Source organism: Brachybacterium sp. GCM10030267 (assembly GCF_042666875.1).
Taxonomy (GTDB): domain Bacteria; phylum Actinomycetota; class Actinomycetes; order Actinomycetales; family Dermabacteraceae; genus Brachybacterium.
In genome coordinates this window covers 335,971-354,592 of record NZ_JBHTCX010000003.1, presented here as the reverse complement: position 1 = coordinate 354,592, position 18,622 = coordinate 335,971, and the positions used below count along the sequence as shown (strand labels likewise).

General features: G+C 69.1%; 17 protein-coding genes, 1 pseudogene and 1 riboswitch. Of the genes and pseudogenes, 3 read left to right on the top strand and 15 right to left on the bottom strand.

Features of this window, described 5'->3' with window-relative positions:
* The 5 genes and pseudogenes from ACFQS2_RS04055 to ACFQS2_RS04035 all read right to left on the bottom strand — a co-directional run.
* Window positions 1–320 (bottom strand): annotated as a pseudogene (locus ACFQS2_RS04055) (hypothetical protein); the annotation flags it as partial.
* Between the two features lie 614 nt (window positions 321–934).
* Entirely contained in the window at window positions 935–1,885 is a 951-nt protein-coding gene (murQ, locus tag ACFQS2_RS04050; RefSeq protein WP_377792814.1) for an N-acetylmuramic acid 6-phosphate etherase, read from the bottom strand.
* Between the two features lie 2 nt (window positions 1,886–1,887).
* Window positions 1,888–3,348 (bottom strand): sodium:solute symporter, encoded by a 1,461-nt coding sequence (locus tag ACFQS2_RS04045; RefSeq protein WP_377792822.1) that lies wholly within the window; start codon window positions 3,346–3,348, stop codon window positions 1,888–1,890.
* Between the two features lie 535 nt (window positions 3,349–3,883).
* Entirely contained in the window at window positions 3,884–4,846 is a 963-nt protein-coding gene (locus ACFQS2_RS04040) for a permease prefix domain 1-containing protein (protein ID WP_377792813.1), read from the bottom strand.
* Window position 4,847: 1 nt separating this feature from the next.
* Window positions 4,848–5,195: a PadR family transcriptional regulator gene (locus tag ACFQS2_RS04035; RefSeq protein ID WP_377792812.1), complete on the bottom strand. Its 348-nt coding sequence runs from the start codon at window positions 5,193–5,195 to the stop codon at window positions 4,848–4,850.
* A 117-nt stretch (window positions 5,196–5,312) separates the two neighbouring features.
* Between ACFQS2_RS04035 and ACFQS2_RS04030 the strand changes: the two genes are divergently transcribed.
* The gene (locus tag ACFQS2_RS04030; protein WP_377792811.1) at window positions 5,313–6,035 is read left to right on the top strand and encodes a TSUP family transporter; all 723 of its coding nucleotides are present in this window, start codon (window positions 5,313–5,315) and stop codon (window positions 6,033–6,035) included.
* A 200-nt stretch (window positions 6,036–6,235) separates the two neighbouring features.
* Window positions 6,236–7,615: a NupC/NupG family nucleoside CNT transporter gene (locus ACFQS2_RS04025; protein WP_377018916.1), complete on the top strand. Its 1,380-nt coding sequence runs from the start codon at window positions 6,236–6,238 to the stop codon at window positions 7,613–7,615.
* Window positions 7,616–7,774: 159 nt separating this feature from the next.
* On the opposite strand, the gene ACFQS2_RS04020 is transcribed toward ACFQS2_RS04025, so the two are convergent.
* The 5 genes from ACFQS2_RS04020 to ACFQS2_RS04000 all read right to left on the bottom strand — a co-directional run bounded on the left by ACFQS2_RS04020 (window position 7,775) and on the right by ACFQS2_RS04000 (window position 12,686).
* Entirely contained in the window at window positions 7,775–9,016 is a 1,242-nt protein-coding gene (locus tag ACFQS2_RS04020) for a polysaccharide lyase family 1 protein (RefSeq protein ID WP_377018917.1), read from the bottom strand.
* 307 nt (window positions 9,017–9,323) lie between these two features.
* A complete protein-coding gene (gene tenA, locus ACFQS2_RS04015) occupies window positions 9,324–9,986 on the bottom strand; it encodes a thiaminase II (protein ID WP_377792810.1) in 663 nt (220 codons plus the stop codon).
* Window positions 9,983–10,645: a TenA family protein gene (locus tag ACFQS2_RS04010; RefSeq protein WP_377792809.1), complete on the bottom strand. Its 663-nt coding sequence runs from the start codon at window positions 10,643–10,645 to the stop codon at window positions 9,983–9,985. Before ACFQS2_RS04010 ends, tenA begins: the two co-directional genes overlap by 4 nt.
* A gap of 124 nt (window positions 10,646–10,769) precedes the next feature.
* Window positions 10,770–10,863, bottom strand: a riboswitch (TPP riboswitch).
* Window positions 10,864–11,159: 296 nt separating this feature from the next.
* Window positions 11,160–11,432: a hypothetical protein gene (locus ACFQS2_RS04005; protein ID WP_377018921.1), complete on the bottom strand. Its 273-nt coding sequence runs from the start codon at window positions 11,430–11,432 to the stop codon at window positions 11,160–11,162.
* Window positions 11,433–11,639: 207 nt separating this feature from the next.
* Window positions 11,640–12,686: a homocysteine S-methyltransferase family protein gene (locus ACFQS2_RS04000; RefSeq protein WP_377792808.1), complete on the bottom strand. Its 1,047-nt coding sequence runs from the start codon at window positions 12,684–12,686 to the stop codon at window positions 11,640–11,642.
* A gap of 100 nt (window positions 12,687–12,786) precedes the next feature.
* Between ACFQS2_RS04000 and ACFQS2_RS03995 the strand changes: the two genes are divergently transcribed.
* Window positions 12,787–13,206 (top strand): glycosyltransferase, encoded by a 420-nt coding sequence (locus ACFQS2_RS03995; RefSeq protein WP_377792807.1) that lies wholly within the window; start codon window positions 12,787–12,789, stop codon window positions 13,204–13,206.
* A 160-nt stretch (window positions 13,207–13,366) separates the two neighbouring features.
* On the opposite strand, the gene ACFQS2_RS03990 is transcribed toward ACFQS2_RS03995, so the two are convergent.
* The 5 genes from ACFQS2_RS03990 to ACFQS2_RS03970 form a co-directional block, all read right to left on the bottom strand.
* Complete coding sequence (locus ACFQS2_RS03990; protein ID WP_377792821.1) at window positions 13,367–14,497, bottom strand: Gfo/Idh/MocA family protein; 1,131 nt, start codon at window positions 14,495–14,497, stop codon at window positions 13,367–13,369.
* A gap of 45 nt (window positions 14,498–14,542) precedes the next feature.
* Window positions 14,543–15,274, bottom strand: a complete 732-nt coding sequence (locus tag ACFQS2_RS03985) for a sugar phosphate isomerase/epimerase family protein (RefSeq protein ID WP_377792806.1) — start codon at window positions 15,272–15,274, stop codon at window positions 14,543–14,545.
* A 70-nt stretch (window positions 15,275–15,344) separates the two neighbouring features.
* Window positions 15,345–16,184: a carbohydrate ABC transporter permease gene (locus ACFQS2_RS03980; protein WP_377792805.1), complete on the bottom strand. Its 840-nt coding sequence runs from the start codon at window positions 16,182–16,184 to the stop codon at window positions 15,345–15,347.
* On the bottom strand, window positions 16,177–17,154 hold the full coding sequence (locus tag ACFQS2_RS03975) for a carbohydrate ABC transporter permease (protein WP_377792804.1): 978 nt from the start codon (window positions 17,152–17,154) through the stop codon (window positions 16,177–16,179). Before ACFQS2_RS03975 ends, ACFQS2_RS03980 begins: the two co-directional genes overlap by 8 nt.
* A gap of 76 nt (window positions 17,155–17,230) precedes the next feature.
* The gene (locus tag ACFQS2_RS03970) at window positions 17,231–18,541 is read right to left on the bottom strand and encodes an ABC transporter substrate-binding protein (protein WP_377792803.1); all 1,311 of its coding nucleotides are present in this window, start codon (window positions 18,539–18,541) and stop codon (window positions 17,231–17,233) included.
* Between the last annotated feature and the right edge of the window lie 81 nt (window positions 18,542–18,622).

The following is an 18,622-nucleotide window of genomic DNA, read 5'->3' as shown; positions in this document are numbered from 1 at the left end:
AACATTTCAACGGCGTGACATCCTGCCGAGTCGATCTCAACTCGACTCGCGATGCGATACCGGGAGAAAATGTCAATGACCGAGTACATCTTGAAGGTGATGCGGGAGTAGGTTGATTTCAACTCGGTGATGTCCCAGCTCCACGCCTGCCCGGGCCCAGATGCCACGACGACCGGTAGCTGCCTCGAGTTCCGGGGGCGGTTCGAAGTGTCGGCCCCGACGTCTGGTGGACCGGTGAGCTTGCCTCCGACGCGATGCCAGGTGCTCTGGCTGCCGTGCATGCGCCCCTCGTCCCAGGTGCTGTAGTACGCCTGCTGCACCGAGAGTCCTTCGCCGCGAGCGGTGTCTATGCGCGAGCTGATCGCCTCGCGCTCCTCTGTGGAGACCCGATTGGGGTAATGACGCTCGCGTTGATGGATGGGAGAGACTTTGGGAGGACGCGGGTTAATCCGGTAATGCCACGTGCTCCGACCCAAGCCGGTCAGCTTTAGAGCTTGTCGCTGAGAACCGTAAAGTCTTGTCAGCTCTCTGACGAGTTGGTTTTCGTGGTGGAGGAACCGTCGGGACTCGTCGCTTCCGGGCTGCCGTCTGGCCTCTGCGCGCTGTAATTGTGCAGAAGCCCGATAGCTTTTCCCAGAGCGTCATTCGCCTCTCGCAGACGCTTGTTCTCGTCTTCGAGTTCACAGACTCGCTTCTCAGTGTTTCGAAGGGAGTGTTCGTGCGCCATTCGCGGCTACACCGCGGCTACGCCTCCATGACTCACAGCCAGCCTGACGGCAGGGGTGAGCGGCACGTGCCCTCCTCTCGGAGGGGGCACGTGCCGCTCAGCTACACCTTTTTGCCAGCCAGCCAGCCCGCCAACCAGCCAACCAGCCAGCCGGGCAGCCGGGCCCGGCCAGTAGGGCCCGGCTCAGCTGGGCCCGGCCCGCCTGGCTCAGCCGGCCTGGGCGGTGGCGATCGCGTCGCGCACCGAGCCGTCGTGCTGCTCGAGCAGCTGTGAGGCCTCATCGACCGGGACGTCGGCCAGGGCGGTGACGATCGCGGTCTTCAGATCCCCGCCGGTGTTCTCGAGCAGAGCCCGGGCCGCGGCGTCCTCCAGTCCGACGGCCTCGCGCAGGATCCGCACGGTGCGCTCGCGCAGCTTCGCGTTGGTGGCCACCACGGAGACCATGAGGTTCTGCCAGGTCCGGCCCAGGGCGATCATGGTGGCCGTCGAGAAGCCGTTCAGCGCGAGCTTCTGCGCCGTGCCCGCCTTCAGCCGGGTCGAACCGGTGACGACCTCCGGACCGGTGTCCAGCAGCAGATGCAGCTCGGCATGCTCGGCGAGCGGCGCACGGGGGTTGCTGGAGATCAGGGCGGTCAGCGCCCCGGCCTCCGCGCCCGCTTCGAGGGCGCCGCGCACGTAGGGCGTGGACCCGCTCGCGGCGATCCCGATCACCACGTCGTCGGCGCCCAGCCCTTCGGCGTCGCGCCGTCCGGCCTCGGGGGAGTCCTCGGCGTTCTCCACGGCGTTGACCAGTGCCTCCGGCCCGCCGGCGATGTGGCCGACGATGCGACCCGGTTCGAGCTGGAAGGTGGGCAGCAGCTCGCTGGCATCGAGCACGCCCAGGCGCCCGGAGGTGCCGGCGCCGAAGTAATGCACGGTGCCGCCGCGACGCATCCGCTCCGCCGTGGCATCGACCAGTCGTGCCAGGTCCGGCAGGGCGGCGTCGACCGCGTCCACCGCCAGGCGGCTCTCGTCGTTCAGCAGCCGCAGCACCTCCTGGGTGGGCAGGTCGTCGAGGGTGCTGCTGCGGGGATTCCTCTGCTCCGTGGGCGGCAGGGCGGAGGAGTCTCCGCCGCCTGGCGGTGTGGATTCCGGGGCGCTCGGACGTGGAGTGGTCATGGTCAGCGGGTCCTGTCCTCGGAGGTGGGCGTATCGGCGGGCGGTGGCCCACCGGCCGCGGGGGTCCCGGTCGGGCCGTGGCCCGCGGGCTCGAGCGGTGCCGGTCGCGGGGGATGGGTGAGCGAGAGCAGCCCGCCGACGACGCAGGTGACGATGACGCCGAGCAGCGGGTACCACTGCCAGGCCACCCACACCTCGCCGGTCACGTACTTCTCCATCACGAAGAAGACGGCGTTGACGGCCACGGCGAGCACGAAGGCGATGTTGGCGTCGCGCTTGTCGGCCCGCTTGTTGACGATGCCGAACACGAACGCGCCGAGCAGCCCGCCGTAGGTGATGCCGGCGACGCCGAGGGCGAGCACGACGATGTTGCCCTCGTCGGAGCGGAAGAAGGTCGCCGGGGCGATGAAGGCCAGGCCCCAGCCGATGGTGGCCCAGCGGCCCACCCGCAGCCCCTGCTGGTCGGTCAGCGGGGTGCGACGCAGCCGCCCCACGACGTCGGTGACCGTGGAGGAGGACAGCGCCGACAGCGACGAGGACAGGGTCGACATCGCCGCGGCGAGGATCCCGGCCAGCAGCAGCCCGGAGATGCCCGTCGGCAGACCCTCGACGATGAACAGCGGGAACACCTCGTCGTCGCGGGTCAGGCCCATCTCCTGCGGGGTGGCGTGGTCGTAGTAGCCCCACAGGGCGAGGCCGACGACGAGGAAGATCGCGAACTGCACGAAGACCATCACCCCGGACCAGATCAGGGCCTTCTGGGCCTCGAGCTTGGAGCGGCAGGTCAGCAGGCGCTGGACCACGAGTTGATCGGAGCCGTGGGAGGCCATCGCGAAGATCGCGCCGCCCAGCAGGGAGGGGATCAGGGAGGCGTCGTCGCTGAGCGGGTTGCCGGCCAGCACGAACATCTGCGTCTTCCCGGCCTCCGCGGCGTCCCCGAGCCATCCCAGGCCCAGGGTGGAGGTGACCACCACGATGGTCAGCAGGCCGCCGGCGACGTACAGCAGCATCTGGACCACGTCGACCCACACCACGGCCTTGATGCCGCCGATGAACGTGTAGGCGATGGTGACGACGGCGAGGACGACGGTGATCACGAAGTAGTTCGTGTGCAGGCCCAGCCCGTCGAGGATGACCTTCAGCGGGATCGCGGCGGCCAGCACGCGGATCCCGTCGGCCAGCAGGCGCGTGAACAGGAACGTCACCCCGGCGGTGGTCTGGGTGCTCGATCCGAAGCGTTTGCCCAGGTAGGCGTAGGCGGTGACCATCTCGCCGTCGTAGTAGCGCGGCAGCATCACGAACGCGACGACGATGCGGCCGACGATGTAGCCGATGCCGAGCTGGAGATACGAGATGTTCCCCAGGTAGCTCATCACGGGGATCCCGATGACGGTCAGGGCGCTGGTCTCCGTGGCGACGACGGAGAGGCACACGGCCCACCAGGGCAGGTTGCGCCCGCCCAGGAAGTAGTCCTTCAGNTGTAATTGTGCAGAAGCCCGATAGCTTTTCCCAGAGCGTCATTCGCCTCTCGCAGACGCTTGTTCTCGTCTTCGAGTTCACAGACTCGCTTCTCAGTGTTTCGAAGGGAGTGTTCGTGCGCCATTCGCCTACGCTCCTTGATCGAGGTTGAAGGGCTGATGTCATCACGAGGAATCAAACCTCGAGACAGATCTCCTTCATGAACAGAGCGGCGCCAGCGGCGAAGTTCACCTAACGAGAAGGGTTGCGCTTTCACCCACTCCAACTTCGCGCCGTGAGGAAGGCACTCGTAGTGGTAAACCATCTCACGGATCTCGTCCTCGGTATAGCCGGGGCTGATCGACACGGGCTTCTCCTCTCCTGACGCGGCTACACCGCGGCTACGCCTCCATGACTCACAGCCAGCCTGACGGCAGGGGTCAGCTACACCTTCTTGCCACGGCCCGATCGGGAGTCCGGACATCGGCGCAGGGGTGTCGGGCTGTGCTGGGTGCGTGTTTCGCCCGGTGGCGGGCCTGGTCAGCGGGCGTCCCGCCGGGTCTTCCGCCAGCCGTCGACGATGTCCCAGATCGAGACCGCGACGATGGCGAACGCGGTCACGATGGCCAGGGTGCGCAGCGCGCCCGGTGCCAGATCGCTCTCCCGGGTGATGACGTCCACCAGAGCCGGGTTCACCAGCTCCTGGCGTGCCAGCAGCGACAGCGCCCACCCCACGAACAGCAGTGCCAGCGCGGAGTTGAGGGTGGCCAGGGCCGCCGTCCAGCGCCCCCGCACGTACACCGCGAGGGCCAGTGCGGCCTCCAGTGCGATCAGCCCCAGCAGGGCAGCGACGCCCCAGGGCCACAGGTCCGGGTGCAGCACGGCGAGCTTCTCCCCGTCGGTCCACACGAACCCGCGGAAACGGTCCCAGAAGAGCGCGGCCGCGCTCAGGACGAGGAACACCAGCGAGGCGACGAGCTCGCTGCGGGAGGTGCCGTCCGTGGGGGCCTCGGGCAGCTGGTCGACGTCCCATGTGCTGGTGGCCTCCGCGCCGGTGCGCTCGAGCACGGCGAACACGAAGGTCACCCAGAAGCACAGGTGCAGGATCACCGAGATCCCCAGGGGAATCGCCTCGCCGATGATGTCGCCGAACGATGCGCCGGCCAGAGCCTGCCCCAGGGCGACGCCGCCGACGACGCAGGCCGGGACGATCATCAGCAGCAGCTTCAGCAGTCTCCACCAGGCCAGGAAGTGGCGCGGGCCGATGAGCTGCAAGGGCTGGTCCGTGTAGCCGGCGGCGAGGGCCGCGGGGTCGCCCAGCTCGGTGAGCACGGCGCGCTCCGCCTCGGCGGGGTCCTCGCCCTGCTCGGTGCGAGTCTCGACGGCGTCGGCGATCGATGCCTCGAGTTCGGCCCGCACGTCGTCCTGCGCCCCGGGAGGGAGGGACCTGGTCGTCGCGGCGATGTACCGCTGGGTCAGTGACGGGGTGGCTGGGGTGGTCATCTCAGTGCTCCTGGTCCGGGCGGTCGTCGTCGGTGAGGGAGGTGATCGCGGCGGTCAGCGCGAGCCACTCCGTGGTGAGGGTCTCGGCCAGGCGGATGCCCTCGGCCGAGGTGCGGTAGAACTTGCGCGGGCGCGCCTCGTCGGTGTTCCACTCGCTGGCGAGGTGGCCCTGCTTCTCGAGGCGGCGCAGCAGCGGGTAGAGGGTGTTGGCGTCCGTGGCGAAGCCGTGGCGTTCCAGATCCAGCAGCAGTCCGTAGCCGTATCCGGGTGTGCGCAACAGCTGGAGGCAGGCGAGCACGATCGTGCCGCGCCGCAGCTCCTGCAGGTGAGTTTCGAAGGCATCGCTCATAGCCCACACGATAGTGTGCGCCACACACCATAGTCAATAGCACGGTGTCGTGTGACCGGTGGAGGGTGGACAGTCGCATCGTCGTCCCGGCGACCGTGCCGCCGTAGGCTGGCTCGGGTGACGCTCACCGCCCTGACCCTGCTCGCCGTGATCGTCGGCGTCGGGGCGGGACTGCAGCGGCTGACGGGCATGGGGTTCGCCCTGGTCGTCGCTCCCTTCCTGGTGCTGACGCTCGGGGCGTTCGAGGGCGTCCTGGTCACGAACCTCTGCGGACTGGTGTCCTCGTCCGTGAACCTCTGGCTCCTGCGTCGGGACGTCCAGTGGCGGCGTCTGCTGCGCTTCACGCCGTTCTCCCTGGTGGGCATCGGCATCGGAGCGCTCGTGCTGCTGGTGCTGCCGGCGGATCCGCTCGCCGTGCTGGTGGGGGTATCGGTCCTCGTGGCGATCGCTGTCACCGTGTTCTTCCGCTCGGGACGGCTCGAGGACTCGATGACGGTCAGCTCGGCATTCGGCACGGCGTCGGGCTTCATGAACGTCACCGCGGGCGTCGGCGGCCCGGCCGTGGCGGTCTACGCGATCGCCACGGGCTGGGAGCACCGTGGGTTCGCGGCCTCGATCCAGGCGCACTTCGCCGTGATCTGCATCGTGTCCCTCGCCGCGAAGTGGGCCCTGCCGTCGTTCGGCATCGGCGGCTGGATCGTGACCATCGCAGCCATCCTGGGCGGCACCGTCGTCGGCCAGCGGCTCGCCGGGCGCTTCTCCGGGCCGACGATGATGAGAGTCGTGGTGGTCCTGGCCGTCGCCGGTGCGCTGGTGACGATCGTCCGGGCGCTCGCCTGAGCCGGCGCGGGGTGACCGGGTGCGGGCCTGACCCGACCTTCACCTCACGCTACGGCCGCAGGACGATGTACCGGCAGCAGCCGGACGAGGACACCGCCACGTACGGGCCCCGCCGCGGCAGGCGCACGTCCGAGCGACCCCTACACTGGCGCCTGCGACCGCGGCATATATTCCTGATCTGCTTCTGTGAGGTGAGAGCGATGGTCGACCTGCTCTGGGGCATCGGAGGGATGGCAGGCCTGCTGCTGATCGCTCTCGCCTTGTCCAGCAACCGCCGGGCGATCCGCCTGCGCACCGTCCTGGGGGCGCTCGCGCTCCAGGTCGGGTTCGGCGTGCTGGTCCTGTACTGGGGGCCGGGACGGTGGGCCCTGCAGAAGGTCTCGGAGGGCTTCCAGGCCGTGATCAACACCTCCGGCGAGGGCATCTCCTTCCTGTTCGGGCCGGTGCTGCCCGAGGAGGGGAGCGTCTTCGCCTTCCAGGTGCTGCCGGTGATCATCTTCTTCGCCTCGCTGACCGCGGTGCTCTACCACTGGAAGATCCTGCCCAAGGTCGTCTCCTGGCTCGGCGGCGCGCTGGGCAAACTGCTGGGAACCAGCTACGCCGAATCCGTCAATGCCGCCGCCAACATCTTCGTGGGGCAGACCGAGGCACCCCTGGTGGTGCGCCCCTACATCAAGCGGCTGTCCCGCTCGGGCCTGTTCGCGGTGATGGTCGGCGGGCTCTCGACCGTCGCCGGCTCGGTGCTGGTGGGGTACTCGCTGCTGGGCGCCCCGCTGGAATACCTCATCGCGGCGAGCTTCATGGCCGCTCCGGGCGCCCTCCTGATGGCCAAGATCATCGTGCCCGAGGACGATCCCGATGCCGTCGCTCGCGAGGCCGAGCTGGTCGCCGCGAGCAGCCGCGCCGCGAAGTCGCGGCGGGCGGCACGCTCGGGAGACAGCAGCACGGTCCCGGCCGGCTCCGGCACTGCCGGCACTGCCGGCGCGACGAGGTCCGACGCCTCCGCCGGGGCCACTGGCGAGGAGACGACGGACGACGCCGAGGAGGACCTCGGCGAGATCCAGTACCGCAACGTCATCGACGCCGCGGCCGGTGGCGCGGGCGACGGGCTCAAGCTCGCCGCCATGATCGGGGCGATGCTGTTGGCCTTCATCTCTCTCATCGGCCTGGTCAACCTTCTGATCGGCACGGTGGGCGACTGGTTCGGTGCCGGTGACCTGACGTTCGAGCAGATCCTGGGTTACGTGTTCGCCCCGGTCATGGTCATGCTGGGCGTGCCGTGGAGCGAGGCCGTCGCCTCCGGCAGCTTCGTGGGGCAGAAGCTCGTGCTCAACGAGTTCGTCGCCTTCACCAACTTCGGTCCCGAGGCCGGCAGTTTCAGCGAGAAGTCCGCGGCGATCATCACCTTCAGCCTGACCGGCTTCGCGAACTTCAGCTCCCTGGGCATCCTGCTGGGCGGCATCGGCCAGATCGCCCCCGAGCGCCGTTCCGAGATCGCCCAGATGGGCATCAAGGCCATCCTCGCCGGGACCCTCGCCAACCTCATGAGCGCCACGATCGCCGGCATCCTGCTGGCCTGAGTCGGCGGCCGGCCGGCGCGGCCCCGCCGAGCAGGTCCTCAGGAGTCCGGTGGGCGCTGACCCGGAGCACCTGCTCGGTGGGACGTCGTCGGATACCTGCGGGCAGGCCCGGCCCTGAGATGTCGTGTACCGGCCTCCGGTGGCGGGCTCCCCGGGGTCTTACCGGGAGAGTCCGTGCGCGCCTGCCTTGGCGCGGACGACGGGCTCCACCGCGGGAAGCGGGTGGCGGTGGCCGTACAGGGTCGGGGCCGGGCCCGGGTACTCGACCAGCGCGTCCTCGGCCACCTCGTTGTACGCGGCGAGCGGGTCGACGTCCTGTCCATTGAATCGTGTGGCGCCGATGTGCACCTCGGTCCCGCCCCATGCGTGCACGAGCTCCGCGGGGGCCACACCGTCGACGGCACGCACGGCATTGTCCTCGATCCAGAGCTTGGAGTTCACGCCGACTCCCCACGAGTAGACGAAGTGCTCTGCGTCGGGGATGACGAACAGGTTGTTGTAGACGTGGACAGCCCCGTAGCGGACGCGTGGGGCTCGCTCGGCGAGGTTCTCGAACCGGTTGTGATGGAAGGTCACGCGAAGCTTGCCCTCGTCCTCCGGCTTGCTGTCGCTGTTGCCGATCAGCACCGAGGTGCTCCCGTTCCTGATCGTGCTCCAGCTGACGGTGACCAGGTCTGCCTGATTGGTGATGTCGAGCAGGCCGTCGACCCGGTGGACCACGTCGCCGAAGATGGTTTCCTTGGGCTCGCCTGCGCGATACGGTCCGTCGATGGTCAGGTGATCGAGCCACACGTTCTTGGCGCCGATCAGACCGACGACGTCGAAACCCTCGGAGACCCACCCGTCCTGGTTGCGCTGCGGGAAGCAGTTCTCCATGCCGGTGAGCTCCAGGTTCCTCACGATGATGTTCTCGCCGCGCAGGATCAGACTCACACCGATCAGGCGTGCGTCGTCCTCACCGATGAGCGTGAGATTGCTCGGCAGGTCCAGCTGGATGCTGTTCAGCTGTGCCTGGTGGGAACGGTCGCGTGCGTCCTCGAGCGGTCCCTCCGGGTCACCGTCGTAGTGGGCCGGGTCGTACTCCTCGAGGTACGCCTCCAGGTCCCACGCGGGGTCGGCGTAGTCCTCGCACGTCAGCGCAGCCCCGTCGGGCCCCGTGTTCATGTCGATCGTGCCGCGGACCGTGATGATCACGGGCTCGTCGCCGGCTCGCTCGAGCGCGGAGATGAGTTCGGCCTTGGTCGTCACGGTGAACACCATGTCGCCGGCGGCGTCGGCACCTCCCGTGGTGCCGGCGCCGGCGGACCCCCAGCCGTCCCCGGCGCGCAGGGTCTCTCGCGCCGGGTCCTCGGGGCGCGCCTGCGCGGTGGTCGCGCCGACAGCAGTCAGGGGGGCAGCCACCGCTGCGGTGGTCAGGGCTTGCATCAAACGTCGGCGTCGTAGCACGGGCTCTCCTGAGTGTGGATTGCTGTCCTTCGAATGGACCGCCGTCGGCGGGGTCATTCGTCCGATCGCAGCGGGTTCGCCTCTCGGGTACGGCGACCACACAGGGGATGTCGTGGCAGAGCGCGGATCATCCTCGCGCCCTCGCGATGAGAAACCGGTTTCCCGCTGATCTTGGGTGCGACCATACTGTGCCGCTGGCCTCGTATCAACCCTCGATGGCGGGCGGGAACCGATTTCTGGCTGCCCGCCGCGGCGTGGCCCCTCACTCCACGGCGCCGTCCAGCGCCTGCTGCCAGAAGGCGGATTCGAGCCGGGTCGCGGTGCGGAACACCGTGGCCACCTCCTCGAATCGCTGCTCGGTGAGGGACCGCGCCGCCAGGACGTCGAGGTGGGCGATGGCGTCGCGCGCGGCCTGCTGGAACTCCTCGCTCGCGTACTCGGCGATCCAGTCGCGGTAGGGGTGCTCCGGCTGCTCCTCGAGCCGGGGAGCCAGACGGGCCCCGATCTCGGCGTACCCGATCGCGCACGGGGCGAGGGCCACATTCAGGTCGAGCTGGTCACCGACCTGCCCGCAGTCGAGCACGTACCGGGTGTAGGCGACGGTGGCCTGCTTCTCGGGTGCGGCGTCCAGCTGCGAGCGATCGATGCCCCAGCTCGCGGTGAGCCGCACATGCAGATCGGTCTCGGCCAGGGTCGTCGCGAGGGCATCGGCGGAGTGCTGGATGTCCTCGAGCCGTCGGCTCTTGAAGGCGGCCAGCGCGTTGGCCCGGGCGAACTGGATGAGGAACAGGTAGTCCTGGATCAGGTAGTCCTGGAATGCGGCGAGCGGCAGTGTGCCCGCGCCGAGCTGCTCGACGAACGGGTGGCGGGTGTAATCGTCCCAGTCGGGCAGGGCGGCGGACCTGAGATCGTCGAACAGGCTCATCGTGCCTCCCCGGTGAACGGGTGGAGGTAGGACTGCTCGAAGAAGTCGAGCTCGAGGGCGACGGTGCGCTCGAAGAACTCCCGGGCCCGCTCGGGGCTGCCGGGTCCTGCTGCGTCGAGCTCGGCGTGCAGGAAGTTCACGAAGCCGGCGAAGTCCGGGTTGTCGTGGAGGTCGATCCATTCGGAGTGGACGAAGCTGCTCGGCCGCGGGTCCGGAGCGGCGGCGGCCCAGTCGTGGTAGAGCCATTCGGTGACCACCAGCACGGCGAGGATCGCGGCATAGTCCCGGGTCTCGGCGGCTTCGCGGAAGATGGTGGTGAAGCCGGTGGTCGCCAGCGTGTCCGGGACGGTTGCGCGGTCGTGCTCGCTCACGCCCAGGGACTCGAACGCGCGCAGGAAGTAGGTGTTCTCGTCCCCGGCGACCTCGCCGACGAACTGCGACAGCCGCAGCCGGGCCTCGAACGCGGGGGCCTCGGCGATGCCGGCGCCGAGGAGCACCAGGAAGCTGTCGAGGAAGCGATGGTCCTGGATCAGGTATCCGGCCATCACCTCGTCGGGGATCGACCCGTCGTGGAGCTCCGCCACGAAGCGGTGCTGGACGGCTCGGGTCCAGGTGGGTTCGCTGGCCTCACGGAGGTCGTCGGTGAAAGAGGTGGACATCGGGACTTCTCCTCGTCGGTCGATCCGTCCGGATGGGAGCTCCCGATCCGGTGACCCGGGGCCCGACCTCGAGGCGCGCTCGCGACGCGGCGAGCGGCGCAGTGACGCAGTGACGCAGTGACGCAGTGCGACGTCATGACATCCCTCCGCGAGCGCTAACTCGATCAGGTTCGTCGGGTGTGATCTCAGCCCCTGGCGGGGCACCCCGTGTCGACGACGACCTTACCCCGACACAGCAGGAGCCGCCCCGGGACCCCGGCGCTGGGGCCGGGTCCCGGGGCGGCTGAGCGGGGCCGTGATCGCCCTGATCGATTCCCGGAGGGTCACCGATCACGCGGCGAGATCACGCATGACCGATGGGTCGGAGATCAAGCGATCAGGTGGGCCGACGGTCCCGCCGATCAGGTGCGCCGACGGTCCCACCGATCAGCTGGGCCGACGGTCTCGCCGGTCAGGTTGGCCGACTGTCCCGCCGGTCAGCGAGCGGCGTCCCGCTCCTGCGGTCGGTCGCCGTTCACTCGGAGTCGAAGGCGCCGTCGTCGGCCCCGAAGGCACTGTCCTCGGAGCCGTCCTCACCGGTCGCCTCGGGGGCGTAGTCCTCGTCGAGCGGGACCTCGCGGCGCTGGTCGAGGACATCCGCTGGATCGGCGTAGGCGGAGGTGACGGAGCCGAGCTCCTCGGAGCCGAGGGCGTCCGTGGTCCCGTCGTCCGGCAGGGCATCGACCTCCTGGTCCAGGGCGTCCTCGAGCGGGGCCTCGGGGGAGTGCTCGTGCGGCGTGCTGGTCATCGTCCTGCTCCTTTCCTCCGGTGGTGTCCGGTCACTGGCAGTATCCGATATTCCGCGCCGATGATCGACTGCTCGGGCCCGCGATCGCTGGAAGCTCAAGCCCTCGCGCCGGGCGGAGCCCCGAGCGACGTCGGGCCGAGTCAAGAGCTCTTCGGGCGAAGCCTGGAGCCTCGTCGGGCCGGACCCGAACCTGTCCGGGGCCGACGCTCAGGCGCGCGAGCCCAAGCCGACGATATGCTCCGGGAGGCGCTCGTTGCTGCCGTACATGAAGTGGTTCTCCATGCGCTCGGAGTAGCGGCTCGCCTCGGTGGTGCGGCCGACGGCCTCGGCGACCTCCCGGATGTGGATCGGGGCTGCGCCGCAGCACACCCCGAGGTAGTTCACGCCCAGCTCCAGCGCCTCACGGGCGAAGGCGCTGATCTCGTAGCGGTTGGTCAGCAGGGGGTCCAGGGCGGTGGGGAAGGTGCGCCCGTGCGGGGAGGGCACGGCCGCGGCGGGATCGGAGAGGTTGAAGAACGTCGGCTCCTCCTCCGTGGTGCGGTACGGGATCGGCAGGGCGCCCACGTGGCAGTCCACGGCCTCGCGGATCTCGCGCAGCCACGGCAGCATCGTCGCCGGCCCGCGGAAGCAGTTGAGACCCACCACGTCGGCCCCGGCCTGCTCGAGGCGCTGTGCGGTCTCGACGATCCCGGCGCCCTCGGCCATCTCCTGGAACGCCATCGGGGCGAGAGTGATCACCACGGGCAGGCCGGAGGCCTTGGCGACCTCGAGCGCGGTCAGCGCCTCCTCGGCGTAGTAGAAGGTCTCCCCGACGATCAGGTCGGCCCCTTCCTCGACGGCCCAGCCGACCATCTCCTCGAACATGCCGCGGACCTCGCGCTGCGTCGTGGTGTCCGCAGGGTCCCAGATGTTGGAGTTGGAGATGTTGCCGGCGACGAGATTGCCCGGGACGGCGTCGGCGACCTCGCGGGCGATCTGCAGGGCGGACCGGTTCAGGGGCTCGAGGAGGTCCTCCTTGCCGATGACCCGCATCTTCTCGCGGTGACCGTTGTAGGTGAAGGCCTCGACGATGTCGGAGCCGGCGCGCTGGAAGTCCACGTGCAGGGTGCGCAGCGCCTCGGGGTGCTCGAGGGCGACCTCGGGCACGAACTCGCCGGCGGTCAGGTAGCCGCGCCGTTCGAGCTCGAAGAGGAAGCCCTCGGCACAGATGACGGTGCCGGTATCGAGGCGTTCGGTCAGGTGGTTGCGGGTCATGGCGTGCCCTCGTCGTCGCGGTTCCAGTGGTGGCCGCTGGTGACTGTATCCGTGCCTCGTGGTGGGCCGTATGGGTTGTGGCGATCTGTGAACGCGCACGATGCCGGGGAGTCAGGGCAGGGGTGGCCTCCTCGGCGGTGCCGGGTCATGGCCGCGGCTGGTCGCCCCGTGTTCCCTCGTCGCCCGCGCCTCGTGCCTGGTCTTCCCCATCCGCTGGGAGGAGCCCTTCGGGATGGTCATGGCCGAGGCCCTGGCCTGCGGCACCCCCGTCATCGCGACCCCGCGCGGCAGCGTCCCGGAGATCGTCCGCGACGGGCACAACGGGTTCCTGGCCACCGGGGTGGAGGCCCTGGCGGCCGCGATCGAGCGCTCCGGGGAGATCAGTGCCCAGGAATGCCGGCGCGATGCGCTCGAGCGGTTCGACCTGCCCGTGATGGCCGCGAGGTACGAGCAGATCTACGGGATGCTGGTCGAGGGCGGCACCAGCATCGAGGAGGTCACCCGGGCGATCGCCCGCTGACCGCGTCGCGCCGAGGGCCCCTGCTCCCGGGATGGGAGCAGGGGCCCTCGGCGGGTGCGCCGTGCGAGCCAGGGCGATCCTGCTCAGCGGTACTCCAGCGGCCAGGCGCGATGTATATAGCCGCGCCTGTGCGTGTGAGTACCGTCCAGCCGCGCGGAGCTCAGACGGTCGCCGCGGCGGTGCTCAGGGTCGAGGCGAACGGGTCGAAGTCGGCCGGCATGGGCTCGACCTCGGTGAACGAGGAGTTCACGGTGACCGTCTCGCCGCGGCTGATGGCGGTCTCGATGGCGACCATGATGTCCAGCACGTGGGCGGCGATCTCGCCCTGAGCGCGGTGGGGGACGCCGGCGCGGATCGCGCGGGCCATCTCCAGCACGCCCAGACCGCGACCCGTGGTGGCGCCCGTGGCGGGCACCGGAGCCGGCTCCTCGCCGCGGTACACCGTCAGCGCGGAGTCTCCGTCGAACACGTTGGGATCGGGGAAGGTCAGGGTCGCCTCGGTGCCGTAGACCTCGACGAAGCCGGCGCGCTTGTGCGGGGAGTCGAAGCTCAGCAGCACGGTCGCGTTCTGGCCGGACTCGAAGCGCAGCAGCGCCGAGACCTGGGTGGGCACGGTGACGTCGAAGACCTCGCCGGCCTTCGGACCCGAGCCGATGGTGCGCTGGTCGCGGGCCTTGGAGCCGACCGCGGAGACGCTGGTGACCGGGCCGAGGGCCAGGGCCAGGGTGGTGACGTAGTACGGCGCGATGTCGTACAGCGGCCCAGCGCCCTCCTGGAACAGGAAGGCGGGGTTGGGGTGCCAGTCCTCCGGGCCGGGGGACTGGAAGATCGTCAGCGCGCTGGCCGGATCGCCGATCGACCCGTCGCGCAGGGTGCGCAGCGCGGTCTGGATGCCGGCGCCGAGCACCGTGTCCGGGGCGCCGCCAATGCGGACGCCGTGCTTCGCGGCCGCCTCGAGCAGGGCGGTGGCGTCGGCCGGGATCGTGGTGATGGGCTTCTCGGTCCACACGTGCTTGCCGGTGGCCACGATCGACTGGGACACCTCGGCGTGCGCGGTGGGGATCGTCAGGTTGATGACGATCTCCACCTCGGGGTGGTCCAGCACGTCCTGGGCGGTGCCGGAGGCGGGGACGCCGAACTCCGCGGCGCGGGTCGCGGCGGCCTCGGGGTAGAGGTCACCGATGATGTGCACGGCCACGTCCGGGAAGGACGTGAGGTTCTTGAGGTACTCGGCCGAGATGGTGCCGGCGCCGATGATGCCGATGCCGACGGGTCCGGTGGGGTTCTGCAGGTTCACGGGATTCCTTCGTGAGTGGGGGTGGGGGTCGTCTCGGCCTCAGGCGCTGCGGAGGTACTCGAGCGAGGCGGCGATGCCCTCGAAGATGTCGCCGGCGTACTGGTCGAACTCGATGACGCCGTAGGCGACGCCGGCGGAGGCCTTCAGGGTCTCGGCCAGCGGCATCTTCCCGCCGCCGAGCGGCTGCTGGCCGGAGGGGTCCTCCGCCAGGTCGCCGTCCTTGAGGTGGACCAGCTGGACGCGGTCGCCGAGGTTACCCAGCAGTGCGGGGACGTCGGCCCCGCCGACGGCGGCCCAGTAGGTGTCGACCTCGAGGATGACGCGCGGGTCCAGCTCGGCGGCGAACAGCTCCAGGGCGCTGCGGCCCTCGAGGGTGGAGGCCAGTTCGAAGTGGTGGTTGTGGTAGCCGACGCGGATGCCGGTGCCCTCGGCCTGGGTCGCCCGTTCGTTCAGCCGGAGGGCGAGGGAGCGGACCTTGTCCGCGTCCTTCCAGTCCTCGGGGTTCCAGAACGGGTCGATGAGGTACTCGACGCCGACGGCGCCGGCCGCTGCCAGCACCTCGTCGAAGTCGACATCGCCGAGGAAGCCTTGGTGGGCGCTGGGGAAGGTGATGTCGAACTGCTCGCGGGCGGCGACCAGGTCGTCCTTGTGCTCGACGAGGTGGAACGGCTCGGCGCAGCGGAGGCCGAGCTCGGCCAGGCGGGCCACGGTGCCCTGGTAGTCGGCGGCCAGCGCCTCGCGGACGCTGTACATCTGGACGGAGATTTCCATGGTGCTCCTTCGGGGAAGTCGTGGTGGTCGGGCGAGCGGGGCCGGGAGCGGGTGGCTCCCGGCCCGCGCGTCACTTCACGGCGCCGGCGGTCAGGCCTGCGACGAAGTTCTTCTGCATCATCAGGAAGCCGGCGACGACGGGGATGGACACCGCGAGCGAGGCGGCGAGGACCTGGTTCCAGTACACGTTGGTCTGGGTGGCGTACTGCCGCAGGCCGACGGCGAGGGTGCGGGTGTCCTCCGTGGTCAGCACGGAGGCGAACAGCACCTCGCCCCAGGCCGTCATGAACGCGTAGATCGCCACCGCCACGATGCCGGGCCGGGCGGCCGGCAGGATGATGCGCAGCAGGATGGTGATGTTGCTGGCGCCGTCGACCTTGCCCGCCTGGTCGAGCTCCTGGGGGATGCCGTCGAAGTACCCGGCGAGCATCCAGATGGAGAACGGCAGCGAGAACGTCAGATACGTGATGATCAGGCCGATCCGCGTGCCCACCAGCGGAACCCCGAAGGTGGCGTCGATGTTGACGAAGATGAGGTACAGCGGCAGCAGGAACAGCACGCCGGGGAACATCTGCGTGGACAGCACGGTGGTCATGAACGGGTTGCGCCCGCGGAACCGCCAGCGGGAGACGGCGTAGGCGGCGAACGTCGCCACGCCCACGCTGAACAGGGTCGCGACCCCGGTGACGACCAGGGAGTTCATGAAGTAGCGGGCCAGCGGCACCGTCGACCACATCTGGACGAAGGGCTCGAACGTGATCCGCTCGGGGATCCACGAGAACCCGGCCTGCACGTCCCCCAGGGGCTTCATGGAGGTGGTGATCATGACGTACAGCGGCACCGCGACGAACACGGTCAGACCCACCAGCACGATGACGCGGAAGATCTTCTCTCCGACGGTCTCACGCATTGTTCTTCTCCTTCCTCCACTGAGTGAAGTAGAGGTATGTCAGCGACACCACCAGCAGGAACAGCAGCAGGAGCACGCTCATGGCGCTGCCGACGCCGAAGTCCCAGGACAGGAACGAGGCGTTGTAGATGTGGAAGCTGATGAGGTCGCCGGCCGGGGGCTGGGCCGTCCCGAACAGCACATAGGGGGTGTTGAAGTCGTTGAACACCCACAGGAACATCACCAGCACCATGGTCTGGTTCACCGGTGCCAGCATCGGCAGGGTCACCGAGCGCCACTGCCGGAAGGGGGTGGCGCCGTCCATCGAGGAGGCCTCGTACAGCTCCCCGGGGATGGACTGCAGGCCCGCCATGAACATGAGGAACGCGAAGGGCCACATGCGCCAGATCGCCACGATCACCACCGACAGGAACGCGTTGTCGCCGATCAGCCAGAACGGGGCGCCGTCGAGGATGCCCAGCTGGTCGACCAGGACGTGGTTGACCACGCCGGTGTCGCGCTGGAGCATGAAGTTCCAGGTGATCACCGCCGCGTACAGCGGCAGGGCGTAGGGGATCAGGAACAGGGTGCGGAACACCCCGCGGCCGCGGAAGGGCCGCTGCAGGGCGACGGCCGCGGCCATGCCCAGGCCCCAGCTGATGCCCACCACGAGGATCGTGTAGCCCACGGTGACCACGAAGGAGTTCAGCAGGCCCTGGCCGATCGGGGTGCTGAGATCGACCGAGATCTGGTAGTTCTCCAGGCCGACGAACGGGGCCTCGCCCCAGCGGCGGATGAAGAACTTGGTCAGCTCGATGAAGCTCATCCAGAAGCCGGTGACCATCGGGACGATGTGGATCAGCAGCTCGAGCAGCACCGCGGGCAGGATGATCAGGTACGGGAACCAGTTGCGGCGCGGGCGGCGCGGTGCGGGGTGCTCCGGACTCGAAGCGGGCGTCTTCGAGCCCTCCGGGGCGGTGAGGGTGGTCATGAAGCTCTTCTCTTCCTGGCGACGGCGGGCACGCAGCGGCCGACGGGAGGGCGTGTCCCGTCGGCCGCTGTGGGGCTCAGGCGCGGATGGAGTCCTGCGCCGTCTGCATGGCCGTCATGACGTCGTCACGGGTGACGGTGCCGCCGGTGGCGATGGTGGCGAACATGTCGTTCATCGCCTGGCCGACGGAGGTCTCGAACTGGTCCTCCCACGGCACCAGCGGCAGCGGCTCGGCCCGCTCGGCGTAGATCTCCATGAACAGTTCCGCCTGCTCGGTGTCCTCGGTGAAGGTCGGCTCGCCGTCCTTGAGCACCGGCAGCGCGGCGAAGGGCTTGCCCAGCTCCTTCTGCGTCTCCGGGGAGGTCATGAACTTCATGAACTCCAGTGCGCCGTCGCGGTTCTGGGTGTCCTTCATGATCGCCAGATTGATGCCGGCCAGGTGCGAGGCGCAGTCGCTGGCGGCGCCCTCCGGGGCGGGGAACGGGACCGCCGCGAACTGGTCCGGGGTCATCCCGTTGGACTCGATGGTGGAGTGGGCGTTGTTCTGGTTGATGATCAGCGCGGACTCCTCGTTGGCGAACGAGGTGACCGACATCGTGCCGTTGTCGAACTGGGCGTTGGAGGGATTGACGACCTTGTGCTTCTGCATCAGATCCAGGTAGCGCAGGATGCCGTCGACCACGCCGTCCTCGGTGAAGGAGGGCTCGCCGTCGGGCGTGTTCAGCGCCGCGCCGTTCTGGACGGCGTTGATGAAGGCGAAGTGGTTGTTCTCCGTGTAGGAGCCCGCGGCCAGGGACATGCCGTACACGCCGTTGTCGGGATCGGTGAGCTCCTTGGCGGCCTCGACCATCTCCTCCCACGTGGTGGGCGGCTCGAGGCCGGCCTCCTCGAACATCCGCACGTTGTAGAACATGCCGTAGGCCAGGCCGTACAGGGGCACGGAGGTGGGGTCGGTGTCCGGGGCGCCGCCGGTGGCCAGCGCCGCCTCCACGTACTTGTCGCGGCCGCCGAGCGCCTCGAACTCCTCGTCGCCGAGGTCGAGCAGACCGCCGGTGGACTGCAGGCTCACGCCCCAGGTGTTGCCGATGTTGACCACGTCGGGGCCCTGCCCGGAGGTGATCGCCGTCTGGATACGGGTCTGGAGGTCGTTCCAGCCGATGACCTCGAGGCTGACGGAGATGCCGGTCTCCTCCTCGAACCTCTCGAGGACCGGGGTGAGCACCTCTTTGTCGTGCTCGAGGCTGGTGCCCTGGTTGGACGCCCAGTAGGTGAGGGAATCAGGGCTCTCGTTGGAGCCGCCGCTTCCGGACCCTCCGCCACAGGCGGCGAGTCCGGTCACGCCGGCGGCGGCGAGAGGGGCTGCGGTCAGAAGTGTGCGTCGTCGCATCGGGGGACTCCTAGATACACCGTCATTGGTGGTGGGACTCGGAACGGGTCGGTGGCACCTCACCCCTCCGAGGGCTTCGGG

Bases quoted from the DNA above. Each gene is read 5' to 3' on its own strand.
- murQ (WP_377792814.1), bottom strand. From the start codon at position 1,885: ATGACCACTCCACGTCCGAGCGCCCCGGAATCCACACCGCCAGGCGGC.
- ACFQS2_RS04040 (WP_377792813.1), bottom strand. From the start codon at position 4,846: ATGACCACCCCAGCCACCCCGTCACTGACCCAGCGGTACATCGCCGCG.
- ACFQS2_RS04035 (WP_377792812.1), bottom strand. From the start codon at position 5,195: ATGAGCGATGCCTTCGAAACTCACCTGCAGGAGCTGCGGCGCGGCACG.
- ACFQS2_RS04025 (WP_377018916.1), top strand. From the start codon at position 6,236: ATGGTCGACCTGCTCTGGGGCATCGGAGGGATGGCAGGCCTGCTGCTG.
- tenA (WP_377792810.1), bottom strand. From the start codon at position 9,986: ATGAGCCTGTTCGACGATCTCAGGTCCGCCGCCCTGCCCGACTGGGAC.
- ACFQS2_RS04010 (WP_377792809.1), bottom strand. From the start codon at position 10,645: ATGTCCACCTCTTTCACCGACGACCTCCGTGAGGCCAGCGAACCCACC.
- ACFQS2_RS04005 (WP_377018921.1), bottom strand. From the start codon at position 11,432: ATGACCAGCACGCCGCACGAGCACTCCCCCGAGGCCCCGCTCGAGGAC.
- ACFQS2_RS04000 (WP_377792808.1), bottom strand. From the start codon at position 12,686: ATGACCCGCAACCACCTGACCGAACGCCTCGATACCGGCACCGTCATC.
- ACFQS2_RS03995 (WP_377792807.1), top strand. From the start codon at position 12,787: ATGCCGGGGAGTCAGGGCAGGGGTGGCCTCCTCGGCGGTGCCGGGTCA.
- ACFQS2_RS03985 (WP_377792806.1), bottom strand. From the start codon at position 15,274: ATGGAAATCTCCGTCCAGATGTACAGCGTCCGCGAGGCGCTGGCCGCC.
- ACFQS2_RS03980 (WP_377792805.1), bottom strand. From the start codon at position 16,184: ATGCGTGAGACCGTCGGAGAGAAGATCTTCCGCGTCATCGTGCTGGTG.
- ACFQS2_RS03975 (WP_377792804.1), bottom strand. From the start codon at position 17,154: ATGACCACCCTCACCGCCCCGGAGGGCTCGAAGACGCCCGCTTCGAGT.
- ACFQS2_RS03970 (WP_377792803.1), bottom strand. From the start codon at position 18,541: ATGCGACGACGCACACTTCTGACCGCAGCCCCTCTCGCCGCCGCCGGC.